Consider the following 18,867-nt stretch of genomic DNA (forward strand, 5'->3'; position numbering starts at 1 on the left):
ACCCGCGTCAGGCGGGGTGCAGATCGGCGGCCGTGTGCCGGTGCGTCATGATCCAGTTGCCGTAGAGCGCCACCAGGCGGCGGCTCATCTCCTCGGTGCGCCAGCCCGCCGCATGCTCGCGCGCCTCCGTACCGAGGCGGCGCAGGCCGGCGCGGTCCGCCAGCAGTTGTGCAACGAGCGCAGCGAAGCGTTCCGGGTCGTCGGGCGCAATCCGGCATCCCCGTTCGGGTTCGAGGATATCCCGGGTCCCCATCTCGGCGAGGGCGACGACGGGGATCCCGAGTGCCATCGCTTCCAGTAGGACCAGGCCCTGGGTTTCGGTCTTCGACGCGAACACGAAGAGGTCGGCCGCACGGTAGCAGTCGTGCAGTTCGCTGTGGCGGTCGAGGTAGCCGATGAAACGAATATGCTCGTTCAGGCCGGCGCGGTCCACGCGGGCGCGCAGGTTGGGCAGCGCCGGCCCCTCTCCGGTGATCAGTAGCAGGACCTTCGGCTCCCGACGACGCAAATTGTCGACCATGTCGATCAGCAAGCCGATGTTCTTTTCGTGCGCAACGCGACCGACAAACAGCAGCAGGCGGCGGTCTTTCGGGATGTTGTAGCGCAGGCGGAAGTGACAGCCGTCGCCGCCGTGGAACTGATGCTCGGGGATGCCGGTGGGCAGGATGTGGAGCGGCGCGTCCACGCCGTATTCGGTGAGCGCCGTGGCCATCGCCCGCGACGGGACGATCACGCCGTCGAGCTGGTTGCATTGCCGTCGCGAGAAGCGCCGTGCGGCAGCGCGCAACAGCGTGCGCGGCAGCAAGGGTACGTAGTGGAACAGATACTCTTCGAAGAAGGTGTGATAGGTCGCCACGCATGGCAGGCCCAGGGTGCGCGCAAGTTCGACGCCGGCGTAGTGGGCGACGAACGGGGTATGGATGTGGACGAGATCGAAGTGTTGCCGGCGCAGGGTCTCGGCCAGCGCGCGAATCGGCTTGCGCATCATCATCCGGTCTTCGGGGTCGAGTGGGATGAAGCGTGACGGAATGCGGATCAGCGCGTCGTCGCCGGCTGGCTCCGCGGACGGGTAGGCGGGTGCGATCAGCGTGGAGCGTACGCCGCGCGCGTGGAGCGACTGGCGAAAGGTTTCGATGGAGGTGCTGACCCCGTTGATGCGGGGAAAGAACACGTCCGAGATCATCAGGATGTTCATGGATCGGCGCCGTTGATGGTGGTGCCAATCTAGGCCCGCCGCATGACGCCCTTGTTTCAGTGCTCGCCGGATCGGGCACGGATGAGCCGACCATTGATCGGCATCAGGCAAGGCGATGCCGTTTCGCGTTATAAAGCAGCCCGACGCGGCCCTGTGGGGCAGCTATTCCGGAGAGGCAACAAAGATGGCGCAGATGCAATGGGTCGAGCAGTTCGAGCTCGGCCTCGACAAGATGGACGACACCCATCGGGAATTCGTGACGCTTTATAACGAGGTGGCGGCGGCTGCACCCGAACAGTTCCTGGCGCGGCTCGATGCGTTCATTTCACATACCCAAGCACATTTCGACCAGGAGAATCGCTGGATGGAGCAGGTCGGCTTTCCGGGGTGCCATCGGGCCGAGCACGACCGCGTGCTGGTGGTGATGCGCGACGTGCGCGATCGGGTTGCGCGCGGTGACGGATTTCTCGGACGGAGATTGATGGAAGAGCTGCCGGCATGGTTCGACGGCCATGTAAATGGCATGGATGCGGCCCTCGCCTTTCACCTCGACAGCATCGGTTTCGACGTCCACACCGGCGTAATCACGCCGCCGACGGGCGCCGGGTGCAGCGATGGCAAATCAGGCGGGGGCTGTGCCTGTGCCGCTCCCCCGGCCGTCGAACAGGCCTGAGTCGTCGCGCGGGCACCTTCTCAGCCCGCTCGGCGTACCGGGAAATCGACGGTGGGCGGTCTGCCCTCGATCAGTCTGACCAGCAGTTCGGCTGACCCGCAGGCCAGGGTCCAGCCCAGCGTGCCGTGCCCCGTGTTGTACCAGAGGTTGGAATACCGGCTCGAGCCGATGATGGGCAGGTTGCCCGGTGTGGCCGGCCGCAGCCCGGCCCACAGTTTCGCCTGCGTGGTGTCGATTGCACCCGGGAGCCGGTTCTCCGCCCATGCGAGGATCGCGCGGCCGCGCGCCGGATCGATGGTCAGGTTGTAGCCGTCGAGTTCGGCGGTGCCGGCAATGCGCAAGTGGTTGCCCAACCGCGAGCAGACGATGCGTCGTGACTCGTCGGTCAGACTGACCTGCGGCGCGCGTGCGGGATCGGCCACCGGCGCGGTGACCGAATAGCCCTTTACCGGATAGATCGGAAGATGCTCGCCGAACGGGCGCACCATCAGCGGGCTGAAGCTGCCGAGGCAGACGACGTAGGCATTCGCGGTCAGGCTGCCCTTGCGGCCCCGGGGGTCGCGAACCTCGACCCCGTCGATCAGGGTCCCCTGATAGGACAGTCGCTCGATCGGGGTGTCGTAGTGAAAGCGGACGCCCTTGCCGGCCAGTACCTCGGCCAGGGCGCGGGTAAAACGCATGGCGTCGCCGGTCTCGTCCTGGGGGGCGTGCAGCCCGCCCGCCAGGATGGGGGCGAGGCTGGCAAGCGCCGGTTCGATTGCCACGCAGTCGGCCGGCGTGCACACCGCCGTCTCGATGCCGAAACGGCTCAGCAAGGCCGCGCGCCGGGGGGCGTGGCGAAACTCGTCCGGGCTGAAGAACAGATGCAGGATGCCCTGCTGGCGCGCATCGTACGCGTCCGCAATCCCGGCCTCGCTGCGTACGCGCCGTAACTCGCGCTGGCTGTGGATCGCCAGTGCCGCGATGGCCTCGGTGTTGCGTCGTGCGCGCCAGGGCAGGCATTCATGCAGGAAGGACAGCGCCCACGACCACTGCGTCATGCTTGCCTGCGGCCGGAAACGCAACGGTGCGTCGTCCTTGCCCAGCCAGCGCAGAGCGAGAAGCGGCGCGGAAGGGTTGGCCCAGGGTTCGGGGTGGCTGACCGAAATCTGGCCACCATTGGCGAAAGTGGTTTCCTGTCCGGCTGCGGATTGGCGGTCGACAACGCTGACTTCGAAACCCGCCTGATGGAGATACCAGGCGGTCGTGACGCCGGTGATGCCGGCGCCGAGAACCATCACGTGCATAAGTCGGTTGTACTCGCTAGGGACGCCCCGGTACGACGTCCGGGGTGAGGCGGGAGTTCCGCCGCGATGCGGATGATAACCGTGCGCGTGTATCTCGTGGTGCGTTGAGGGCCGGGAAGCGGGATAATCCGGGGCAACATCACATCTTTCATCATCCGTATCGGGGGTTCTGCAAATGCGTCGTGTCACCCTTACCCAGTTTCTGATCGAGCAGCAGCGCGCCGGCCGCGTGTCGGCCGACCTGCGTCTGCTGCTCGAGGTTGTGGCCCGCGCGGTCAAGGCGATCGGCGTCAATGTGTCCAAGGGCGCGTTGGCGGGGGTGCTGGGTGAAGCCGGTACCGACAATGTGCAGGGCGAAGCGCAGAAGAAGCTCGACGTCATCGCCAACGAGATCCTGCTGCAGGCCAACGAGTGGGGGGGGCATCTCGCAGCCATGGCCTCCGAAGAGGTCGAGACCGTGCACCAGATCCCCTTCGACTATCCGAAGGGCGGCTATCTGCTGCTGTTCGATCCGCTCGACGGGTCGTCCAATATCGACATCAACGTCACGGTCGGTACCATTTTTTCCGTGCTGCGCAATCCACCGGGCGATGGCGATCCGACCGAGCAGAGTTTCCTGCAGCCGGGAAGAGAGCAGGTGGCGGCGGGATACGCGGTGTATGGCCCGTCCACCCAGCTGGTATTGACGGTCGGCAATGGTGTTCACGGGTTTACGCTCGATCGTGAGATGGGCAGTTTCATCTACACCCATCCGTTCATGACCGTGCCCGAGGAGACGCAGGAGTTCGCCATCAACGCGTCCAACGCGCGGTATTGGGAAGCGCCGGTCAAGCGCTACATCGCGGAACTGCAGGAAGGCAAGGGTGGCCCGCGAGGATGCGATTTCAATATGCGCTGGGTGGCATCGATGGTTGCCGACGTGCACCGGGTGCTGACGCGTGGGGGCATCTTCATGTACCCGCTCGACGAGAAGTGCCGTGCGCAGGGCGGCAAGCTGCGGCTCATGTATGAAGCGAATCCGATGGCAATGCTGATCGAACAGGCCGGCGGTGCCGCGACGACCGGCCGCGAGCGCATTCTCGACATCGTCCCGTCGAAGCTGCATCAGCGCATTCCGGTCGTCCTCGGTTCCAGGCGCGAGGTGGACCGGGTAACCGGGTATCACCTTGAGGGGTAAGTCCCTGGTTGTCGTCCTGCACTTGGTCGCGGCATTCGGTGTCGCGCCCTGGAGCGGGAGCGCAGCAGCGCAGGAGCGGGTGAGGGTGGTGCTGGACGCGCCGGGCGCCTCCGATACCGTGCGCAATCTGCTGCAACAGCATGTCCGCATGCTCCGGAGCGGTGCGGACTTTACCATCCCCGAGGCGGGGCCCGACCGTACCGCGCTGGTTCGTCGAACACGGCGCGAGGTGACCGAGCTGCTTGCGACCGAAGGCCATTTCAGTCCCGAGATCCGGCTCGATCGCAGCGACGAGCGCAGCTGGCGCTTGATCGTGGAGCCAGGTCCGCGGGCCCGGATCGTCGACGTCAGTCTCGGCTTCGAGGGCGAACTCGGCGACGATGCGGCCCAGGCCGAGCGGCGTGATGCGCTGCGCCGCGACTGGTCTTTGCCATCCGGTCAGCCTTTTCGACAGGCCGACTGGGATCGAGCCAAGCAGCGCCTGCTCGATGCGGTCAGCGCCCGCCGCTATGCCGCGGCCCGATTGACTGCCACGCGAGCCGAAGTCGATCCCGAGGCCGCCACCGTCCGCTTGTCGGCCACCATCGACAGCGGGCCCACCTTCAGGCTCGGTTCACTGCAGGTGAGCGGCATGCGCAGGCTACCCGAGGATCTGGTCGCCCGTTACAGCACGATCGACGAAGGCGACATTTACGATCGCGAGGCCCTGTTGGCCTTTCAGGGGGCGCTCCAGTCCGCGCCCCAGTTTGCCTCCGTGGTGGTCGACATCGAGCGCGATCCGGCGCTTGCAGGGGCCGTGCCGGTCCGGGTTCAGGTCAGCGAGGCACAGTCGCAGCGCGTCGGCTTCGGTGCCGGCTTGTCGAGCAACACCGGCTATCGCGTCGAGGCGGGGTATCGCCACGTCAATCTTTTCGATCGAGCGTGGGAGTTCTCGTCCGGCCTGCGCCTGGAGCAGCGGCGTCAGGCAATGTACGCAGATCTGTTTTTCCCGCCGGATCGGGCGCAGCGGCGCGACAGCGTCGGTGCCCTGATCGATCACAGCGATCTCGAAGGCTTGAAGATTTCGAGTCAGGCGGTCGGAGTAGGGCGGAGCACCATCCGCGGCGATATCGAAACCAATATCACCCTGCGTCTGCAGCATGAAGCACTGCGTCCCGACGGAGCGGCGTCGAGCAGCCACAACACGCTGACCGCGAACTGGGGCTGGGTGCGGCGCGCCGTGGACGACCTGCTCGATCCGCGCCAGGGCTATGTGCTCGAATTCCAGGTTGGCGGCGGGTCGAGCATTGCCTTGTCGGCCCAGGATTTCGCCCGCTTCTATGGACGCTACCAGCACTATCTTCCGATCGGTCAGACCGACGTGGTGGTGCTGCGCGCCGAAGCCGGGGCGACGCTCGCACCGTCGCGCGATGGCATCCCGCAGGATTTCCTGTTTCGTGCGGGCGGCGCGCAATCCGTTCGCGGCTACGCCTATCAGAGCCTCGGTGTCAGCGAAGGTGAGGCGACCGTCGGCGGACGCTACCTTGCCACCGGGAGTGTGGAGTACGTGCGCTGGTTTCGTCCTGACTGGGGCGCGGCCTTCTTTGTCGACGTCGGTGATGCCGCCGACTCGCGCGCCGAATTCCGCCTGCGTACCGGTTACGGTGTCGGCGCGCGCTGGCGCAGTCCGGCGGGGCCGTTGGCGGTCGACCTGGCGTGGGGCCACGACGATCGGCGGTTGCGTCTGCATTTCGGCGTTGCCGTGGCATTCTGAGCCGCCCGCGAACAGGGCGCACAGCATTTCTTCTTCCACCGCACTTGAAATACCGCAAACCCGCCCCTATTATTAGCACTCGTTGGCAGTGAGTGCTAACAGCCCGGTCCCGGCCGTGGCCACTGCGAATTTTTCCCGGCGGGCGCAGCCCGTCATAGTTGAAACCGAAAGAAGGAGTGTCCTCGATGAAGATTCGTCCCCTGCACGATCGCGTGATCGTCAAGCGTCTGGAAGCCGAACGCAAGACCGCCAGCGGTATCGTGATCCCCGACTCCGCCGGCGAGAAGCCCGATCAGGGTGAAGTACTGGCAGTCGGCAACGGCAAGATCCTGGACGACGGCAAAGTACGTCCGATGGCCGTCAAGGCGGGCGACAAGGTGCTGTTCGGCAAGTACGCCGGCCAGTCCGTCAAGGTGGATGGCGACGAGCTGCTCGTCATGCGTGAAGAAGACATCATGGGCGTGGTCGAAGGCTGAGCCTCCCGCGGGTCCGTGATTCCCTTTTCCAAATAATTCTGGAGTTCTGAACAATGGCTGCTAAAGAAGTAAAGTTTGGCGACGTCGCACGTGAGCGCATGGTCGCCGGTATCAACATCCTGGCAAATGCGGTCAAGGTCACCCTCGGCCCCAAGGGTCGCAACGTCGTGCTCGAGCGCTCGTTCGGCGCCCCGACCGTGACCAAGGACGGTGTCTCCGTCGCGAAGGAAATCGAACTGAAGGACAAGTTCGAGAACATGGGCGCGCAGATGGTCAAGGAAGTCGCTTCCAAGACCTCCGACATCGCCGGCGACGGCACCACCACCGCGACCGTGCTGGCCCAGTCGATCGTGCGCGAAGGCATGAAGTACGTTGCTGCCGGCATGAACCCGATGGATCTGAAGCGCGGCATCGACAAGGCCGTCATCGCCACGGTCGAAGAGCTGAAGAAGATTTCCCGGCCGTGCTCGACCAACAAGGAAATTGCCCAGGTCGGTTCGATCTCCGCCAACTCCGACGCCGACATCGGCGAGATCATCGCCCGCGCCATGGACAAGGTCGGCAAGGAAGGCGTGATCACCGTCGAAGACGGCAAGAGCCTGGCCAACGAACTCGATGTCGTCGAAGGCATGCAGTTCGACCGCGGCTACCTGTCGCCCTACTTCATCAACAACCCGGACAAGCAGGTTGCCATCCTCGACAACCCGTTCGTGCTGCTGTTCGACAAGAAGATCTCCAACATCCGCGACCTGCTGCCGGTGCTCGAGCAAGTCGCCAAGGCCGGCCGCCCGCTGCTGATCGTCGCTGAAGACGTCGATGGCGAAGCGCTCGCCACCCTGGTGGTGAACAACATCCGTGGCATCCTCAAGACCTGCGCCGTGAAGGCGCCGGGCTTTGGTGACCGTCGCAAGGCCATGCTCGAAGATATCGCCATCCTCACCGGTGGCCAGGTCATCGCCGAGGAAGTCGGTCTGACCCTCGAGAAGGCCACCCTGGAAGAACTCGGTCAGGCCAAGCGCATCGAGATCGGCAAGGAGAACACCATCCTCATCGACGGTGCCGGCGACCACGCCCGCATCGAAGCACGGGTCAAGCAGATCCGTGTTCAAATCGAGGAAGCCACGTCCGATTACGACCGCGAGAAGCTGCAGGAGCGTGTCGCCAAGCTGGCCGGCGGCGTCGCCGTGATCAAGGTCGGTGCCGCGACCGAAGTCGAGATGAAGGAAAAGAAGGCGCGCGTTGAAGATGCGCTGCATGCCACCCGCGCTGCGGTCGAAGAAGGCATCGTTCCGGGCGGTGGCGTGGCGCTGTTGCGTGCCCGCGCTGCACTGGGCACCCTCAAGGGTGACAACCACGACCAGGACGCCGGCATCAAGATCGTGCTGCGCGCGATGGAGCAGCCGCTGCGTGAAATCGTGGCCAACGCCGGCGACGAGCCGTCGGTGGTGGTGAACAAGGTCAACGAAGGCCAGGGTAACTACGGCTACAACGCAGCGACCGGCGAGTATGGCGACATGGTCGAGATGGGCGTGCTGGACCCGACCAAGGTGACCCGCACTGCACTGCAGAACGCGGCTTCCGTGGCCGGCCTGATGCTCACCACCGACTGCATGGTCGGCGAACTGGCCGAAGACAAGCCGGCCGGCGGCAGCATGGGCGGCATGGGTGGCATGGGCGGTATGGGTGACATGGGCATGGGCATGTAATGCCTGCCTGACCATACGGTCACGAGCAAACGGCCCCGCTTCGGCGGGGCTTTTTTTTGGGGTGCCCGGCATGGGCGCGCCCGTGCTGCCGACAAGACGCAAAGGCAGCGGTGATGCGCACATGCGGGCGCGCCGCGCAAACGGCTACGCGCCGCGGCGCAGGCGTGGGATAATTGCTGTCTGCGGAAAAGACGGCAGGGAGCATGTGCGCGTCGCGCACAATACTCCCCGGAACGTTTGCGGCATGCACCGCACCCGTTCCCGAAGACCGAGTAAAAGGAGAACAGCGGGTCACAATTTAAGTGCGTCCGCTTACATTGAACTTACATCCGGAACTCTATGCGCATTCTTCTGGCGGAAGACGACCCGGTCATCGCCGACGGGATCTGCAGGGCGCTCAAGCGTGGCGGCTATGCGATCGATCATGTGGCGAGCGGTGTGGACGCGGATGCGGCGCTGGCATCGCAGCCCTATGATCTGTTGATTCTCGATCTCGGTCTGCCGAAGTTGCCCGGGATCGAGGTGCTGAAACGGCTGCGCGCGCGAAAGTCGGCCATTCCCGTGCTGATCCTGACTGCGCAGGACGGGGTCGAGGATCGGGTGCGCGGGCTCGATGCCGGGGCGGACGACTACATGACCAAGCCCTTTGCGCTGCCCGAGCTCGAAGCGCGGGTGAGGGCGCATACGCGTCGGGGCACCGGGCAGCCGCGCTGCATCGAGATCGGCAATCTGACCTACGATCAGGCCGATCGCGTGGTCAAGGTATGCGGCCAGGTAATCGAACTGTCGGCGCGCGAGATCGGCCTGCTCGAGGTCTTCGTGCTTCGCGTCGGCCGGCTGGTGAGCAAGGATCAACTGGTGGACCACCTGTGCGGCTGGGGAGAGGAGGTCTCGAGCAATGCGATCGAGGTGTATGTGCACCGTTTGCGCAAGAAGCTCGAAGACAGCGGCATTCGGATCGTGACCGTGCGTGGTCTGGGGTACTGCCTGGAAAACCCGGATGTTCTCCAGACTGCGAAAGTCTGAGCGCAAGACCGGTGGCCAGCGTGCCACCGGACAACCGAACTCGTTGTTCGGCGAGATCCTCGACTGGATGCTTGCGCCGCTGCTGTTCCTGTGGCCGATCTCGATCATCGTCACCCACAACGTCGCCGACAACATCGCCAATCAGCCTTACGACCGAGCCCTGGCCGACAGCGCACGGGCGCTCGCCCGGCTGGTCACCGTCGAGGACGGAAAGGTGGTGGTGCACTTTCCTGCTCCGCCGCGCGCGCTGTTCCGTGCCGATCAGGACGATACCGTCTACTACCAGGTCGCCGATCAGAGTGGCGAGCTCATCACCGGGGATCGCGAGATCCCCTGGGTGGCACCGCCGGCCACGGTGCTGGGCGAGGAGGTGCGCTATCGGGACGAGGTGATCCACGGCGAGGAGGTCAGGGTCGCCTACCAGTTCCTGCGCGCCTGGCCCGAACCTGCCAGTCCGCTGGTGCTGGTGCAGGTGGCGGAGACCCGCAACAAGCGTTCCGATCTCGCCTCGCGGGTGGTTACCGGGGTGCTGTTGCCACAATTTGCGATCATTCCGCTGGCGGTGGTGCTGGTGTGGGTCGGCCTGACCCGGGGCATCGCGCCGCTCAACCGGCTGCAGAGCTTGATCCGGCGCCGACGCCCGACCGATCTGTCGCCCATCGTTCCGGCGAGCGTGCCCGAGGAGGTGCGGCCGCTGATCATCGCGTTCAACGACATGATGGCGCGCCTCGAGGAGAACCTCCAGGCCCAGCAGCGTTTCATCGCCGATGCGGCCCACCAGATGCGCACCCCGCTGACCGGCCTCAAGATGCAGACCGACCTCGCGCTGCTCGAAAGTGATCCGGAGCAGTTGCGCGAGTCGCTGGCCCGGATCGGCAACAGCACCGATCGCGCCAGCCACCTGATCAACCAGTTGCTGTCGCTTGCGCGCGCCGAAGCCAGTTTCGAGAAACTCTATGTGGTCGAGCCACTCGACGTCGAAGCGGTGGTGCGGGAAGTGGCGCAGGATCTGTTTCCGCGGGCATTGGCCAAAGGTATCGATCTCGGAGTGGAGGGCAGCGGCCAGGGCATGCTGGTCGAGGGCAATCCGGTGCTGTTGCGCGAGATGATCAAGAACCTGATGGACAATGCGATCAAGTACACGCCGCGCGGGGGAAGCGTGACCGCCCGCACGCGGCATGCCGGGGCGCCGATATTCGAGGTCGAGGATACCGGCGAGGGCATCCCCGAGGCCGATCGCGAACGCGTGTTCGAACGCTTCTACCGGGTGCTCGGCAGCGGTGCCGACGGCTCGGGGCTGGGGCTGCCGATCGTGCGTGAAATTGCCGAACTGCATCGCGCCACGGTCAGTCTGTTTCCGAATCCGGCCGGTCCGGGGACGGTGGCCCAGGTCGTGTTTCCCCGCAGTCAGCTGCAGCCCCCTCCACAGGTGCATGGCGATTTCTATCCCATGGGGTGAGCAGCCGATGACGCTAACCGAACTGCGCGTTAAGCGGACGTTAAGAATTCAGTAAGCTATTGTTATAAAAGAATAAAAATATGAATCCGTAAGCTCGTCGTAAGTCTCCCGGCCTATGTTGCGGTAGCCCGAGCGCACGCTCGGTGTGACTAATGCCCGCTTGGAGGGGGAGACATGGAAAACGATTCGGTGGCAAGAATTGCCGCTAACCCGAAATATCAGCGCCTGGTCAGGACCCGCACGAAGTTCGGCTGGTGGCTGACCGCACTGATGATGACTGTCTATTACGGCTACATCGCAGTCATCGCCTTCGACAAGGACTTGCTGGCCGCCCGCATGGGCGATGGTGTCATGACGGTCGGTATCCCGATCGGCTTCGGCGTGATCGTGTTCACCATCATCATCACCGGCATCTACGTGCGCCGAGCGAACTCGGAGTTCGATACGCTCACCGCGGAAGTCATCAAGGAGAGCAGTAAATGAACGGCCGTCACGCAAATATCCTCGGCGGCTTGCTGCTTGCCCTGCTGTCTGCCGCGGCGCTCGCCGCCGGCGCCGACCTCGGTCAGGCCGAGAAACAGGCCACCAACTGGACCGCGATCAGCATGTTCGGGGCCTTTGTCGTCGGCACCCTGTTCATCACCAAGTGGGCTGCGGCCAAGACCAAGTCGGCGGCGGATTTCTACACCGCCGGCGGCGGCATCACCGGTTTCCAGAACGGCCTCGCGATCGCCGGCGACTACATGTCGGCCGCGTCCTTCCTCGGGATCTCCGCGGCGGTGATGATCAGCGGCTACGATGGACTGATCTACTCGATCGGCTTTCTCGTGGGCTGGCCGGTGATCACCTTCCTGATGGCGGAGAAGCTGCGCAACCTCGGCAAGTTCACCTTCGCCGACGTTGCCGCCTACCGCTTCAAGCAGACCCCGATCCGCGCCTTTGCCGCGTCCGGCACGCTGGTGGTGGTGGCCTTCTACCTGATCGCGCAGATGGTCGGAGCCGGGCAGTTGATCAAACTGCTGTTCGGGCTCGAGTACTGGATCGCGGTGGTCATCGTCGGTGCGCTGATGATGGTCTACGTGTTGTTCGGCGGCATGACCGCAACCACCTGGGTGCAGATCATCAAGGCCTGCCTGCTGCTGGCCGGTGCGTCCTTCATGGCGTTCATGGTGATGGCCCAGTACGGGTTCTCGCCGGAAGCGCTGTTCGCAGCGTCGGTGAAGGTCAAGGCCGACGCCGCGCTCGCGATCGGCAAGTCGCCCGAGGAAGCAGGTGTCCTCGCGCAGGCGATCATGGGGCCGGGCTCCTTCATCAAGGATCCGATCTCGGCGATCTCGTTCGGTATGGCGCTGATGTTCGGTACCGCCGGCCTGCCGCACATCCTGATGCGCTTCTTCACCGTGCCCGATGCCAAGGAGGCGCGCAAGTCGGTGTTCTGGGCGACTACCTGGATCGGCTACTTCTATGTGCTGACCTTCATCATCGGCTTCGGCGCGATCGTGCTGGTGTCGACCAATCCGGAGTTCCTCGATGCCAAGGGCGGGCTGCTCGGCGGCGGCAACATGGCGGCCATTCACCTCGCCAATGCGGTGGGCGGCAATGTGTTCCTCGGCTTCATCTCGGCCGTGGCCTTCGCCACCATCCTCGCCGTGGTTGCCGGCCTGACGCTGTCCGGCGCTTCGGCGGTGTCGCACGACCTGTACGCGACGGTGTTCAAGAAGGGCAATGCCGATTCGGCGTCCGAACTGCGCGTGTCGCGCATGACCACCGTGGCGCTGGGCATCATCGCCGTCGTGCTGGGGATTGCGTTCGAGAAGCAGAACATCGCGTTCATGGTCTCGCTCGCCTTCGCCATCGCCGCATCCGCAAACTTCCCGGTCCTGTTCATGTCGGTGTTGTGGAAGGACTGCACCACGCGCGGAGCCTGCATCGGTGGTTTCCTCGGTCTGATCACGGCGGTCGCGTTGACCGTGGTGTCGCCGTCGGTGTGGGAAGTGACGCTGGGCAATCCGAAGGGTTCGGCCCTGTTCCCCTACACCTCGCCGGCCCTGTTCTCGATGGCGGCGGGTTTCATCGGTATCTGGCTGTTCTCGATTCTGGACAACAGTGCGCGGGCGAAGGTGGATCGTGCCGGTTTCGCAGCTCAGTCGATCCGGTCCGAAACCGGTGTGGGCGCCGAAGGCGCTTCAGGGCATTGAGTGGCGCGCCACTGCGTGGGTGCGCAGTGGCGATTTGGCAAGTTCGAAATGCGGCCGTGCGTTCAAACGCGGGGCCGCATTTTTTCATCGGGCGGGCCGATGGGCAGCTTGACCCGCACCATGGTGCCTTTGCCTCCCGGGCCTGCGGCGATTTCGATCGTTCCGCGATGGCAGAGGACAATTTCGCGGGCAATCGGCAGGCCGAGTCCGCTGCCCGACAGCGTCGTGTCCGGCAGGCGGTAGAAGCGCTCGAACACGGCCTCCCGCATGGGCTCCGGAATGCCCGGACCGCTATCGCTGACGTCGATCTCCAGCATTCCTGTGCACGGTGCGCAGCGCAGCGACACTTCGCCGCCGCAGGGCGTGTAGCGAAGCGCATTGTCCATCAGGTTGGCAATCAGCTCGCGCAGAAGGGTGGGGTCGCCGACGATGCTCACCGCGCTGCGTTCAATGCCGAGATCGATGGAGCGGGCGTCGGCCTGGTGGACCCAGTCGTCGACCATGTCGTCGATCAGCGCTGCCAGATCGACAGGCTCCGCGCTGGCCATCAGTTGTGTCCCGGCTTCGGCGCGTGCCAGTGCAAGAAGCTGGTTTGCCAGCCGGGTGACGCGCACGACCGAATGTTTGAGCCGCAGGAATGCGGCGTTGTCGGTCGGGTGTGTTTCGAGCAGCTCGAGCTGCATCTGCAGGCTGGCAAGCGGGGTGCGCAGCTGGTGCGCCGCATCCTGAAGAAACTGGCGCTGGCCGCGATTGGCCGTGCTCAGGCGATCGAACAGCGCATTGAGCGCACGCACCACTTCGCGGATTTCGCGCGGGACATGCTCCGGCTCGATCGGGGCGAGGTCCGTTCCCGACCGTTCGCTGAGTTCATCTTCGAGCTGTTTCAGCGGGGCAAGTCCGGACGGGATGCCGAAACGCACCGCCAGCGTGGCGGCGGCCAGCAGCATTATTGCCGCCGAGCCAAAGCCAAGCAGCAGGCGCTCCATGGCCTGGCGCCGTTTGTTGAGCGTTTCCGCCACGGTGACATAGAAGGTCTGGTGGTTCATGACCTGCGTCAGCCTGACTGCCCGAATCGGTGCGCCGTGGTAATCGGTGTCGAACAACTGGGCACCGGGCGAGTGTGCGGCTGGCCTGACCACGGGCAGGGCCTCGACGTTGGGGATCTCGTCGATCGCGTCGGCCTGGTCGGCGGAGGGCGTATCGAGCGCGGGAAGATCGCGGTCGCCTCCCAGGACGACGCCGGTGGCGGTCCTGACCCGAAAGAAGATGCCATCGATGGTGTCGGTGCGCAGGACCGATTCGGCTTCTCGCGACAGCTGCAGGACAACCTGACCATTGTGCAACTGCAGGTGGTTTGCCACCCCATGGGCAAGGTTGACCAGATTCTGATCGTAGGCCGAGCCGATCACGCTCTTGGCCACGCCGTAGCTCACCCCGCCCGCAGCGGCCAGGAGCAGGAAGGTGGGGCCGGCAAAGGTCTGCAGCAGTCGGCGGTAGAGGCTGGTCTGCATCTCCTAGTTGGCGGACACGAGTTCCAGCCGATAACCGAATCCGCGCACGGTGCGGATCAGCACACCGCCTTGCTCCAGCCGTGGTCGAAGTCGCGAAATATAGACCTCGACCGCATTACCGCTCGCGTCGGCCTGCAGCTGCTCTTTCGGAACGGTACGGCCCTCTGCCCCGGCCAGCGCCTCGAGCAGCGTCCATTCACGGGTGGTGAGGTTCAGCGGCTGTCCATCGAGGGTGGCGAGCCGGCCCTCGAGGTCGAGCGCGAGCGGTCCGTACGCGATCGACCGCGCGATCATGCGTCCACCGCGGCGTAGTACCGCCCGCATGCGGGCCGTCAGTTCGGCGAGCTGAAATGGTTTGGTCAGGTAGTCGTCTGCGCCGAGGTCAAGGCCATAGATCCGGTCGTCGAGTGCGTCCCGCGCGGTGATCAGCATCACCGGAACAGCTTGCTGGCGGCTGCGGATCCGCCGCACGATCTCGTGGCCGCCAAGGCCGGGGAGGCCGATATCGATCAGGGCGAAGTCGAAGTCCTGCGATTGCAGCAACTGGTCTGCGCGCATGCCGTCGGTTTCCAGGACGACGGTGTCGCCCTGGCCGCGCAGAAAGCTGGCAATTCCTTCGGAAAGTTCGGGGTCGTCCTCGACCAGGAGTACAAGCATGGAGTTCTCGCGCTGAACCGGGAATACTCGATTGTCCCGCACCTTTGCCTCGCCACCTACGCCCGAACGAAAATGGCGAGTCCGCTGCATGCAGGGGCACTATTGGTAACGCACGGCGGATGTTCCGTGTCGACCCGCTGAGGCCGGTTTCGCCAACGGCTGCCGGGCTTGCCCACCCGAATGGAAGCGAACTTTGTCATTGACGGCGAAGATTGATCCGCTATAATGCGCGCTCGTTTGGCCAGTTAGCTCAGTTGGTAGAGCAGCGGATTGAAAATCCGCGTGTCCGTGGTTCGATTCCGCGACTGGCCACCAGAATAAAAAAAACGGGCCGGCCTTTGCGTCGGCCCGTTTTTTTTATTCTCGATTTTTAAGGAAGTACTTGATTTTGCTCAGTCTTTTCATGCTGACGGGTCTGATATAATCGAGCACCACGCTTGGTCGCCATTACGCCCTGAATGCAACTCTACGCCCTTGGCCTGAATCATCACACTGCGCCGCTCGCGATACGCGAACGCGTGGCGTTTCAGCCTGAGCGGCTCGATCAGGCATTGCAGGATCTGACCCGCGCATCTTCGGTGAGGGAGGCAGCAATTCTGTCCACCTGCAATCGCACCGAGCTCTATTTTGCCGCCGAGCAGCCGCAGCATGCGGCGGACTGGCTGTCGGGTTTTCATCAGCTTCCGCTCAACGAGCTTGCGCCCTATCTGTATTCCCATCCGCAGCGTGAGGCGATCCGCCATGTATTCCGGGTGGCCAGCGGGCTGGATTCGATGGTTCTGGGCGAGCCGCAGATCCTGGGCCAGGTCAAGGAGGCGGTCCGGCGTGCAGAAGGGGCCGGCACCCTGGGGACCTTGTTGCACAAGCTGTTCCAGAGCACCTTCGCCGTGGCCAAGGAGGTACGGTCCACGACCGCAATCGGGGCCAACACGGTATCGATGGCTGCTGCGGCGGTGCATTTGACCGAGCGGATCTTCGAGCGCGTTTCGGGGCAGCATGTACTCTTCATCGGCGCCGGCGAGATGATCGAGCTGTGCGCCGCGCACTTCGCCGGGGCGAAACCGAAATCCATGACCGTGGCCAATCGGACCGAAGAGCGGGCGCAGACGCTGGCGGGGCGGTTCGGAGCGCAGACGATGCGTATCGAGACGATTGGCGACATGCTGTCGCGCTTCGATATCGTCGTATCCTGTACTGCGGCGCCGCTGCCCATCGTCGGCCTGGGAATGGTCGAGCGCGCGGTGAAGGCGCGCCGCCACCGCCCGATGGTGATGGTCGATCTGGCGGTGCCGCGCGATATCGAAGCGGAGGTCGGCGGACTCGACGACATCTTTCTGTACACGGTCGACGATCTGGCCCAGATCGTCGATGCGGGCATGGAGTCCCGCCAGCAGGCCGTGATCGAAGCCGAGGGCATCATCGACACCCGGGTCGACGGCTTCCTGCACTGGATGCAGGCACGCGATGCGGTGCCGATCATCCGCACGCTGCGCCAACATGCCGAGACCGTGCGCGAGGCCGAGGTCGAGCGCGCCCTGCGTTTGCTCGCCCGTGGCGACGATCCGCAGCAGGTGCTCGAAGCGCTGTCCCACGGCCTCACCAATAAGCTGATGCACGGCCCCACGCGCTTTCTCAACCAGTCCGAGGGCGAGCAGCATGCCGAGGCCGGGCGCATCGTGCAGCGGCTGTTCAACCTCCCGCCTCACCACTAGCCGGCCGTCGGCCACCGTGGGTGCGTTGGGGCCCGGGTGCATGTCATTGATCCGATGAAACAGAGCATTCGCGACAAGCTAGAACACCTGACCGGCCGTCTCGACGAGCTCGACCGCGAACTTGCGGCCGAGGATTCCGCGCGCGACATGAACGCCTTCCGCGACCTGTCGCGCGAGCGTGCCGAGATCGAGCCGGTGGTCGCGCTCTATCAGGCCTTCTGCCAGGCCGAGGCCGACTGCGAGACCGCACGCGAGATGCTCGACGATCCCGAGATGCGCGAGCTCGGGCGCATGGAACTCGATTCCGGCGCTGCACGTATTGCCGAGCTGGAGGCCGAGCTCCAGCGCGCCCTGTTGCCGCGAGACCCGAACGACGAGCGCAATCTCTTCCTCGAGATCCGTGCCGGTACCGGTGGCGACGAGGCGGCGCTGTTTGCCGGCGACCTGCTGCGGATGTACACCCGCTATGCCGAGCGCCAGCGCTGGAAGGTGGAGATCGTGTCGGCCAATGAATCCGACCTGGGGGGCTACCGCGAAGTCATCGTCCGGGTGGTGGGCAGTGGTGCCTATTCGAAACTCAAGTTCGAATCCGGCGGGCATCGGGTGCAGCGTATCCCGACGACCGAAACCCAGGGGCGCATCCACACTTCAGCCTGTACCGTGGCGGTGATGCCGGAAGCGGATGAGCTCGACGCGATCGAGATCAACCCTGCAGACCTGCGCATCGACACCTTCCGGGCCTCGGGCGCGGGCGGACAGCACATCAACAAGACCGACTCGGCAGTGCGCATCACCCATCTTCCTAGCGGGCTGGTGGTGGAGTGCCAGGACGACCGCTCGCAGCATCGCAACAAGGCCCAGGCCATGGCCGTGCTCGCGGCGCGCTTGCGCGATGCGCAGCAACGCGCGCGGCAGGCCTCCGAAGCGGCGACGCGCAAGAGTCTGGTCGGTAGCGGTGACCGTTCGGAACGTATTCGTACCTACAATTTCCCGCAGGGAAGAGTGACCGATCACCGCATCAATCTCACCCTGTACAAGATCGACGCGGTGATGCAGGGTGAGCTGGACGAGTTGATCGATGCACTGATCCTGGAACACCAGGCCGATCTGCTCGCCGCACTGGCGGACGAATGACGATGTCGAGTCCTCCCGATATTGCCGGCGCGCTCGCATGGGCTCGCCAGTCCATCGACCACATGGACGCGCGGGTGCTGTTGCGCCATGTGCTGCAGTGTCCGGCGTCGCGCCTGGTGGCCTGGCCCGAACAGCGGCTGGAAGCCGAGGACTGGATGCGCTATCGCGAACTGGTAGCGCGTCGCGAAGCGGGTGAGCCGGTGGCCTACCTGACCGGCGAGCGTGAATTTTACGGGCGTGAGTTCATGGTTACCCCGGCGGTGCTGATCCCGCGACCGGACACCGAGTTGCTGGTGGAACTCGCGCTTGCACACTTCTCCGGGGTGCAACGTCCGCGCGTGCTCGATATGGGCACTGGTTCCGGCGCGCTCGCGATCACCCTGGCGCTGGAACTCGACGGCGCCGATGTCACCGCGCTCGACCGGTCACGCGAGGCCTTGTGGGTGGCCATGGGCAACGCGGCGCGGCTCGGTGCCAGCGTGTCCTTCGTGCAGAGCGACTGGTTCTCGGGTCTCGGCGAGGAGCGCTACCAGCTTGTCGTCTCCAATCCGCCCTACATTGCAGCAGCCGATCCGCATCTGGAGGAGGGGGATCTCCGTTTCGAGCCCCGTACCGCGCTGGCGGCGGGTCCGGTCGGGCTGGACGATCTGGCCGAGATCGTTGCCGGTGCCCCTGTCCATCTCGAAACCGATGGCTGGCTCTTTCTCGAGCATGGATATGATCAGGCGTCGGCTGTTCGCGGCCTGCTGGCGGACGGTGGTTTTGCCTCGATTGCGTCGTGGAAAGACCTTGCCGGCATCGAGCGGGTGTCGGGTGGGCGCTGGCTCGGCCGTCCCTGAATCCTGGCGCTCGGGTGCCAATGTCGGCAATATTGACGGCGCCCTGTGTCAAGCCTAGAATTTCC

General features: G+C 64.6%; 16 protein-coding genes and 1 tRNA gene. 13 read left to right on the top strand and 4 right to left on the bottom strand.

Annotation, left to right across the window (positions count from 1 at the left end; translation table 11 throughout):
• Positions 1 to 7: 7 nt before the first annotated feature.
• On the bottom strand, positions 8 to 1,195 hold the full coding sequence (locus tag AC3A35_RS18455; RefSeq protein WP_487437650.1) for a glycosyltransferase: 1,188 nt from the start codon (positions 1,193 to 1,195) through the stop codon (positions 8 to 10).
• A gap of 184 nt (positions 1,196 to 1,379) precedes the next feature.
• Here AC3A35_RS18455 and AC3A35_RS18460 point away from each other — a divergent pair, with 184 nt between their 5' ends.
• The gene (locus AC3A35_RS18460; protein WP_487437651.1) at positions 1,380 to 1,868 is read left to right on the top strand and encodes a bacteriohemerythrin; all 489 of its coding nucleotides are present in this window, start codon (positions 1,380 to 1,382) and stop codon (positions 1,866 to 1,868) included.
• A 20-nt stretch (positions 1,869 to 1,888) separates the two neighbouring features.
• Here the strand turns inward: AC3A35_RS18460 and AC3A35_RS18465 are convergent, their stop codons facing one another.
• Positions 1,889 to 3,154 (bottom strand): D-amino acid dehydrogenase, encoded by a 1,266-nt coding sequence (locus AC3A35_RS18465; protein ID WP_487437652.1) that lies wholly within the window; start codon positions 3,152 to 3,154, stop codon positions 1,889 to 1,891.
• 175 nt (positions 3,155 to 3,329) lie between these two features.
• Between AC3A35_RS18465 and AC3A35_RS18470 the strand changes: the two genes are divergently transcribed.
• The 8 genes from AC3A35_RS18470 to AC3A35_RS18505 all read left to right on the top strand — a co-directional run bounded on the left by AC3A35_RS18470 (position 3,330) and on the right by AC3A35_RS18505 (position 12,949).
• Positions 3,330 to 4,331 carry a class 1 fructose-bisphosphatase gene (locus AC3A35_RS18470; RefSeq protein WP_487437653.1) on the top strand — a complete coding sequence of 334 codons (1,002 nt, stop codon included), beginning with the start codon at positions 3,330 to 3,332 and terminating at the stop codon, positions 4,329 to 4,331.
• On the top strand, positions 4,321 to 6,084 hold the full coding sequence (locus AC3A35_RS18475) for an autotransporter assembly complex protein TamA (RefSeq protein ID WP_487437654.1): 1,764 nt from the start codon (positions 4,321 to 4,323) through the stop codon (positions 6,082 to 6,084). The genes AC3A35_RS18470 and AC3A35_RS18475 overlap by 11 nt, the downstream gene beginning before the upstream one ends.
• Before the next feature lie 185 nt (positions 6,085 to 6,269).
• Positions 6,270 to 6,560, top strand: coding sequence for a co-chaperone GroES (gene groES / locus AC3A35_RS18480; protein WP_487437655.1), 291 nt, complete (start codon positions 6,270 to 6,272; stop codon positions 6,558 to 6,560).
• 53 nt (positions 6,561 to 6,613) lie between these two features.
• The gene (gene groL, locus AC3A35_RS18485; protein WP_487437656.1) at positions 6,614 to 8,266 is read left to right on the top strand and encodes a chaperonin GroEL; all 1,653 of its coding nucleotides are present in this window, start codon (positions 6,614 to 6,616) and stop codon (positions 8,264 to 8,266) included.
• A 339-nt stretch (positions 8,267 to 8,605) separates the two neighbouring features.
• Positions 8,606 to 9,292: a response regulator transcription factor gene (locus AC3A35_RS18490; protein ID WP_487437657.1), complete on the top strand. Its 687-nt coding sequence runs from the start codon at positions 8,606 to 8,608 to the stop codon at positions 9,290 to 9,292.
• Positions 9,267 to 10,751 (top strand): sensor histidine kinase N-terminal domain-containing protein, encoded by a 1,485-nt coding sequence (locus AC3A35_RS18495; protein WP_487437658.1) that lies wholly within the window; start codon positions 9,267 to 9,269, stop codon positions 10,749 to 10,751. The genes AC3A35_RS18490 and AC3A35_RS18495 overlap by 26 nt, the downstream gene beginning before the upstream one ends.
• A 174-nt stretch (positions 10,752 to 10,925) precedes the next feature.
• Entirely contained in the window at positions 10,926 to 11,234 is a 309-nt protein-coding gene (locus AC3A35_RS18500; protein ID WP_487437660.1) for a DUF485 domain-containing protein, read from the top strand.
• Positions 11,231 to 12,949 carry a cation acetate symporter gene (locus AC3A35_RS18505; protein ID WP_487437661.1) on the top strand — a complete coding sequence of 573 codons (1,719 nt, stop codon included), beginning with the start codon at positions 11,231 to 11,233 and terminating at the stop codon, positions 12,947 to 12,949. The genes AC3A35_RS18500 and AC3A35_RS18505 overlap by 4 nt, the downstream gene beginning before the upstream one ends.
• A gap of 62 nt (positions 12,950 to 13,011) precedes the next feature.
• Here AC3A35_RS18505 and AC3A35_RS18510 read toward each other — a convergent pair whose 3' ends face one another.
• Together AC3A35_RS18510 and AC3A35_RS18515 are read right to left on the bottom strand one after the other, a co-directional pair.
• Entirely contained in the window at positions 13,012 to 14,460 is a 1,449-nt protein-coding gene (locus AC3A35_RS18510; protein ID WP_487437662.1) for a sensor histidine kinase, read from the bottom strand.
• Positions 14,461 to 14,463: 3 nt separating this feature from the next.
• Positions 14,464 to 15,117, bottom strand: coding sequence for a response regulator transcription factor (locus AC3A35_RS18515; protein ID WP_487437663.1), 654 nt, complete (start codon positions 15,115 to 15,117; stop codon positions 14,464 to 14,466).
• A gap of 239 nt (positions 15,118 to 15,356) precedes the next feature.
• On the opposite strand from AC3A35_RS18515, the gene AC3A35_RS18520 reads away from it, so the two are divergent.
• The 4 genes from AC3A35_RS18520 to prmC all read left to right on the top strand — a co-directional run bounded on the left by AC3A35_RS18520 (position 15,357) and on the right by prmC (position 18,802).
• Positions 15,357 to 15,432 (top strand) — tRNA-Phe (locus tag AC3A35_RS18520).
• 143 nt (positions 15,433 to 15,575) lie between these two features.
• Positions 15,576 to 16,829, top strand: a complete 1,254-nt coding sequence (gene hemA / locus AC3A35_RS18525; protein WP_487437664.1) for a glutamyl-tRNA reductase — start codon at positions 15,576 to 15,578, stop codon at positions 16,827 to 16,829.
• Positions 16,830 to 16,883: 54 nt separating this feature from the next.
• On the top strand, positions 16,884 to 17,963 hold the full coding sequence (prfA, locus tag AC3A35_RS18530) for a peptide chain release factor 1 (protein ID WP_487437665.1): 1,080 nt from the start codon (positions 16,884 to 16,886) through the stop codon (positions 17,961 to 17,963).
• Between the two features lie 2 nt (positions 17,964 to 17,965).
• Complete coding sequence (gene prmC / locus AC3A35_RS18535) at positions 17,966 to 18,802, top strand: peptide chain release factor N(5)-glutamine methyltransferase (protein WP_487437667.1); 837 nt, start codon at positions 17,966 to 17,968, stop codon at positions 18,800 to 18,802.
• The last annotated feature ends 65 nt before the right edge of the window (positions 18,803 to 18,867 follow it).

It is taken from the genome of Azoarcus sp. Soil_N_20 (assembly GCF_057656155.1).

Excerpts from the sequence above, each read along its gene's own strand:
- AC3A35_RS18455 (WP_487437650.1), bottom strand. The coding sequence starts at position 1,195 with ATGAACATCCTGATGATCTCGGACGTGTTCTTTCCCCGCATCAACGGG.
- AC3A35_RS18460 (WP_487437651.1), top strand. The coding sequence starts at position 1,380 with ATGGCGCAGATGCAATGGGTCGAGCAGTTCGAGCTCGGCCTCGACAAG.
- AC3A35_RS18465 (WP_487437652.1), bottom strand. The coding sequence starts at position 3,154 with ATGCACGTGATGGTTCTCGGCGCCGGCATCACCGGCGTCACGACCGCC.
- AC3A35_RS18470 (WP_487437653.1), top strand. The coding sequence starts at position 3,330 with ATGCGTCGTGTCACCCTTACCCAGTTTCTGATCGAGCAGCAGCGCGCC.
- groES (WP_487437655.1), top strand. The coding sequence starts at position 6,270 with ATGAAGATTCGTCCCCTGCACGATCGCGTGATCGTCAAGCGTCTGGAA.
- groL (WP_487437656.1), top strand. The coding sequence starts at position 6,614 with ATGGCTGCTAAAGAAGTAAAGTTTGGCGACGTCGCACGTGAGCGCATG.
- AC3A35_RS18490 (WP_487437657.1), top strand. The coding sequence starts at position 8,606 with ATGCGCATTCTTCTGGCGGAAGACGACCCGGTCATCGCCGACGGGATC.
- AC3A35_RS18495 (WP_487437658.1), top strand. The coding sequence starts at position 9,267 with ATGTTCTCCAGACTGCGAAAGTCTGAGCGCAAGACCGGTGGCCAGCGT.
- AC3A35_RS18500 (WP_487437660.1), top strand. The coding sequence starts at position 10,926 with ATGGAAAACGATTCGGTGGCAAGAATTGCCGCTAACCCGAAATATCAG.
- AC3A35_RS18505 (WP_487437661.1), top strand. The coding sequence starts at position 11,231 with ATGAACGGCCGTCACGCAAATATCCTCGGCGGCTTGCTGCTTGCCCTG.
- AC3A35_RS18510 (WP_487437662.1), bottom strand. The coding sequence starts at position 14,460 with ATGCAGACCAGCCTCTACCGCCGACTGCTGCAGACCTTTGCCGGCCCC.
- AC3A35_RS18515 (WP_487437663.1), bottom strand. The coding sequence starts at position 15,117 with ATGCTTGTACTCCTGGTCGAGGACGACCCCGAACTTTCCGAAGGAATT.
- hemA (WP_487437664.1), top strand. The coding sequence starts at position 15,576 with ATGCAACTCTACGCCCTTGGCCTGAATCATCACACTGCGCCGCTCGCG.
- prfA (WP_487437665.1), top strand. The coding sequence starts at position 16,884 with ATGAAACAGAGCATTCGCGACAAGCTAGAACACCTGACCGGCCGTCTC.
- prmC (WP_487437667.1), top strand. The coding sequence starts at position 17,966 with ATGTCGAGTCCTCCCGATATTGCCGGCGCGCTCGCATGGGCTCGCCAG.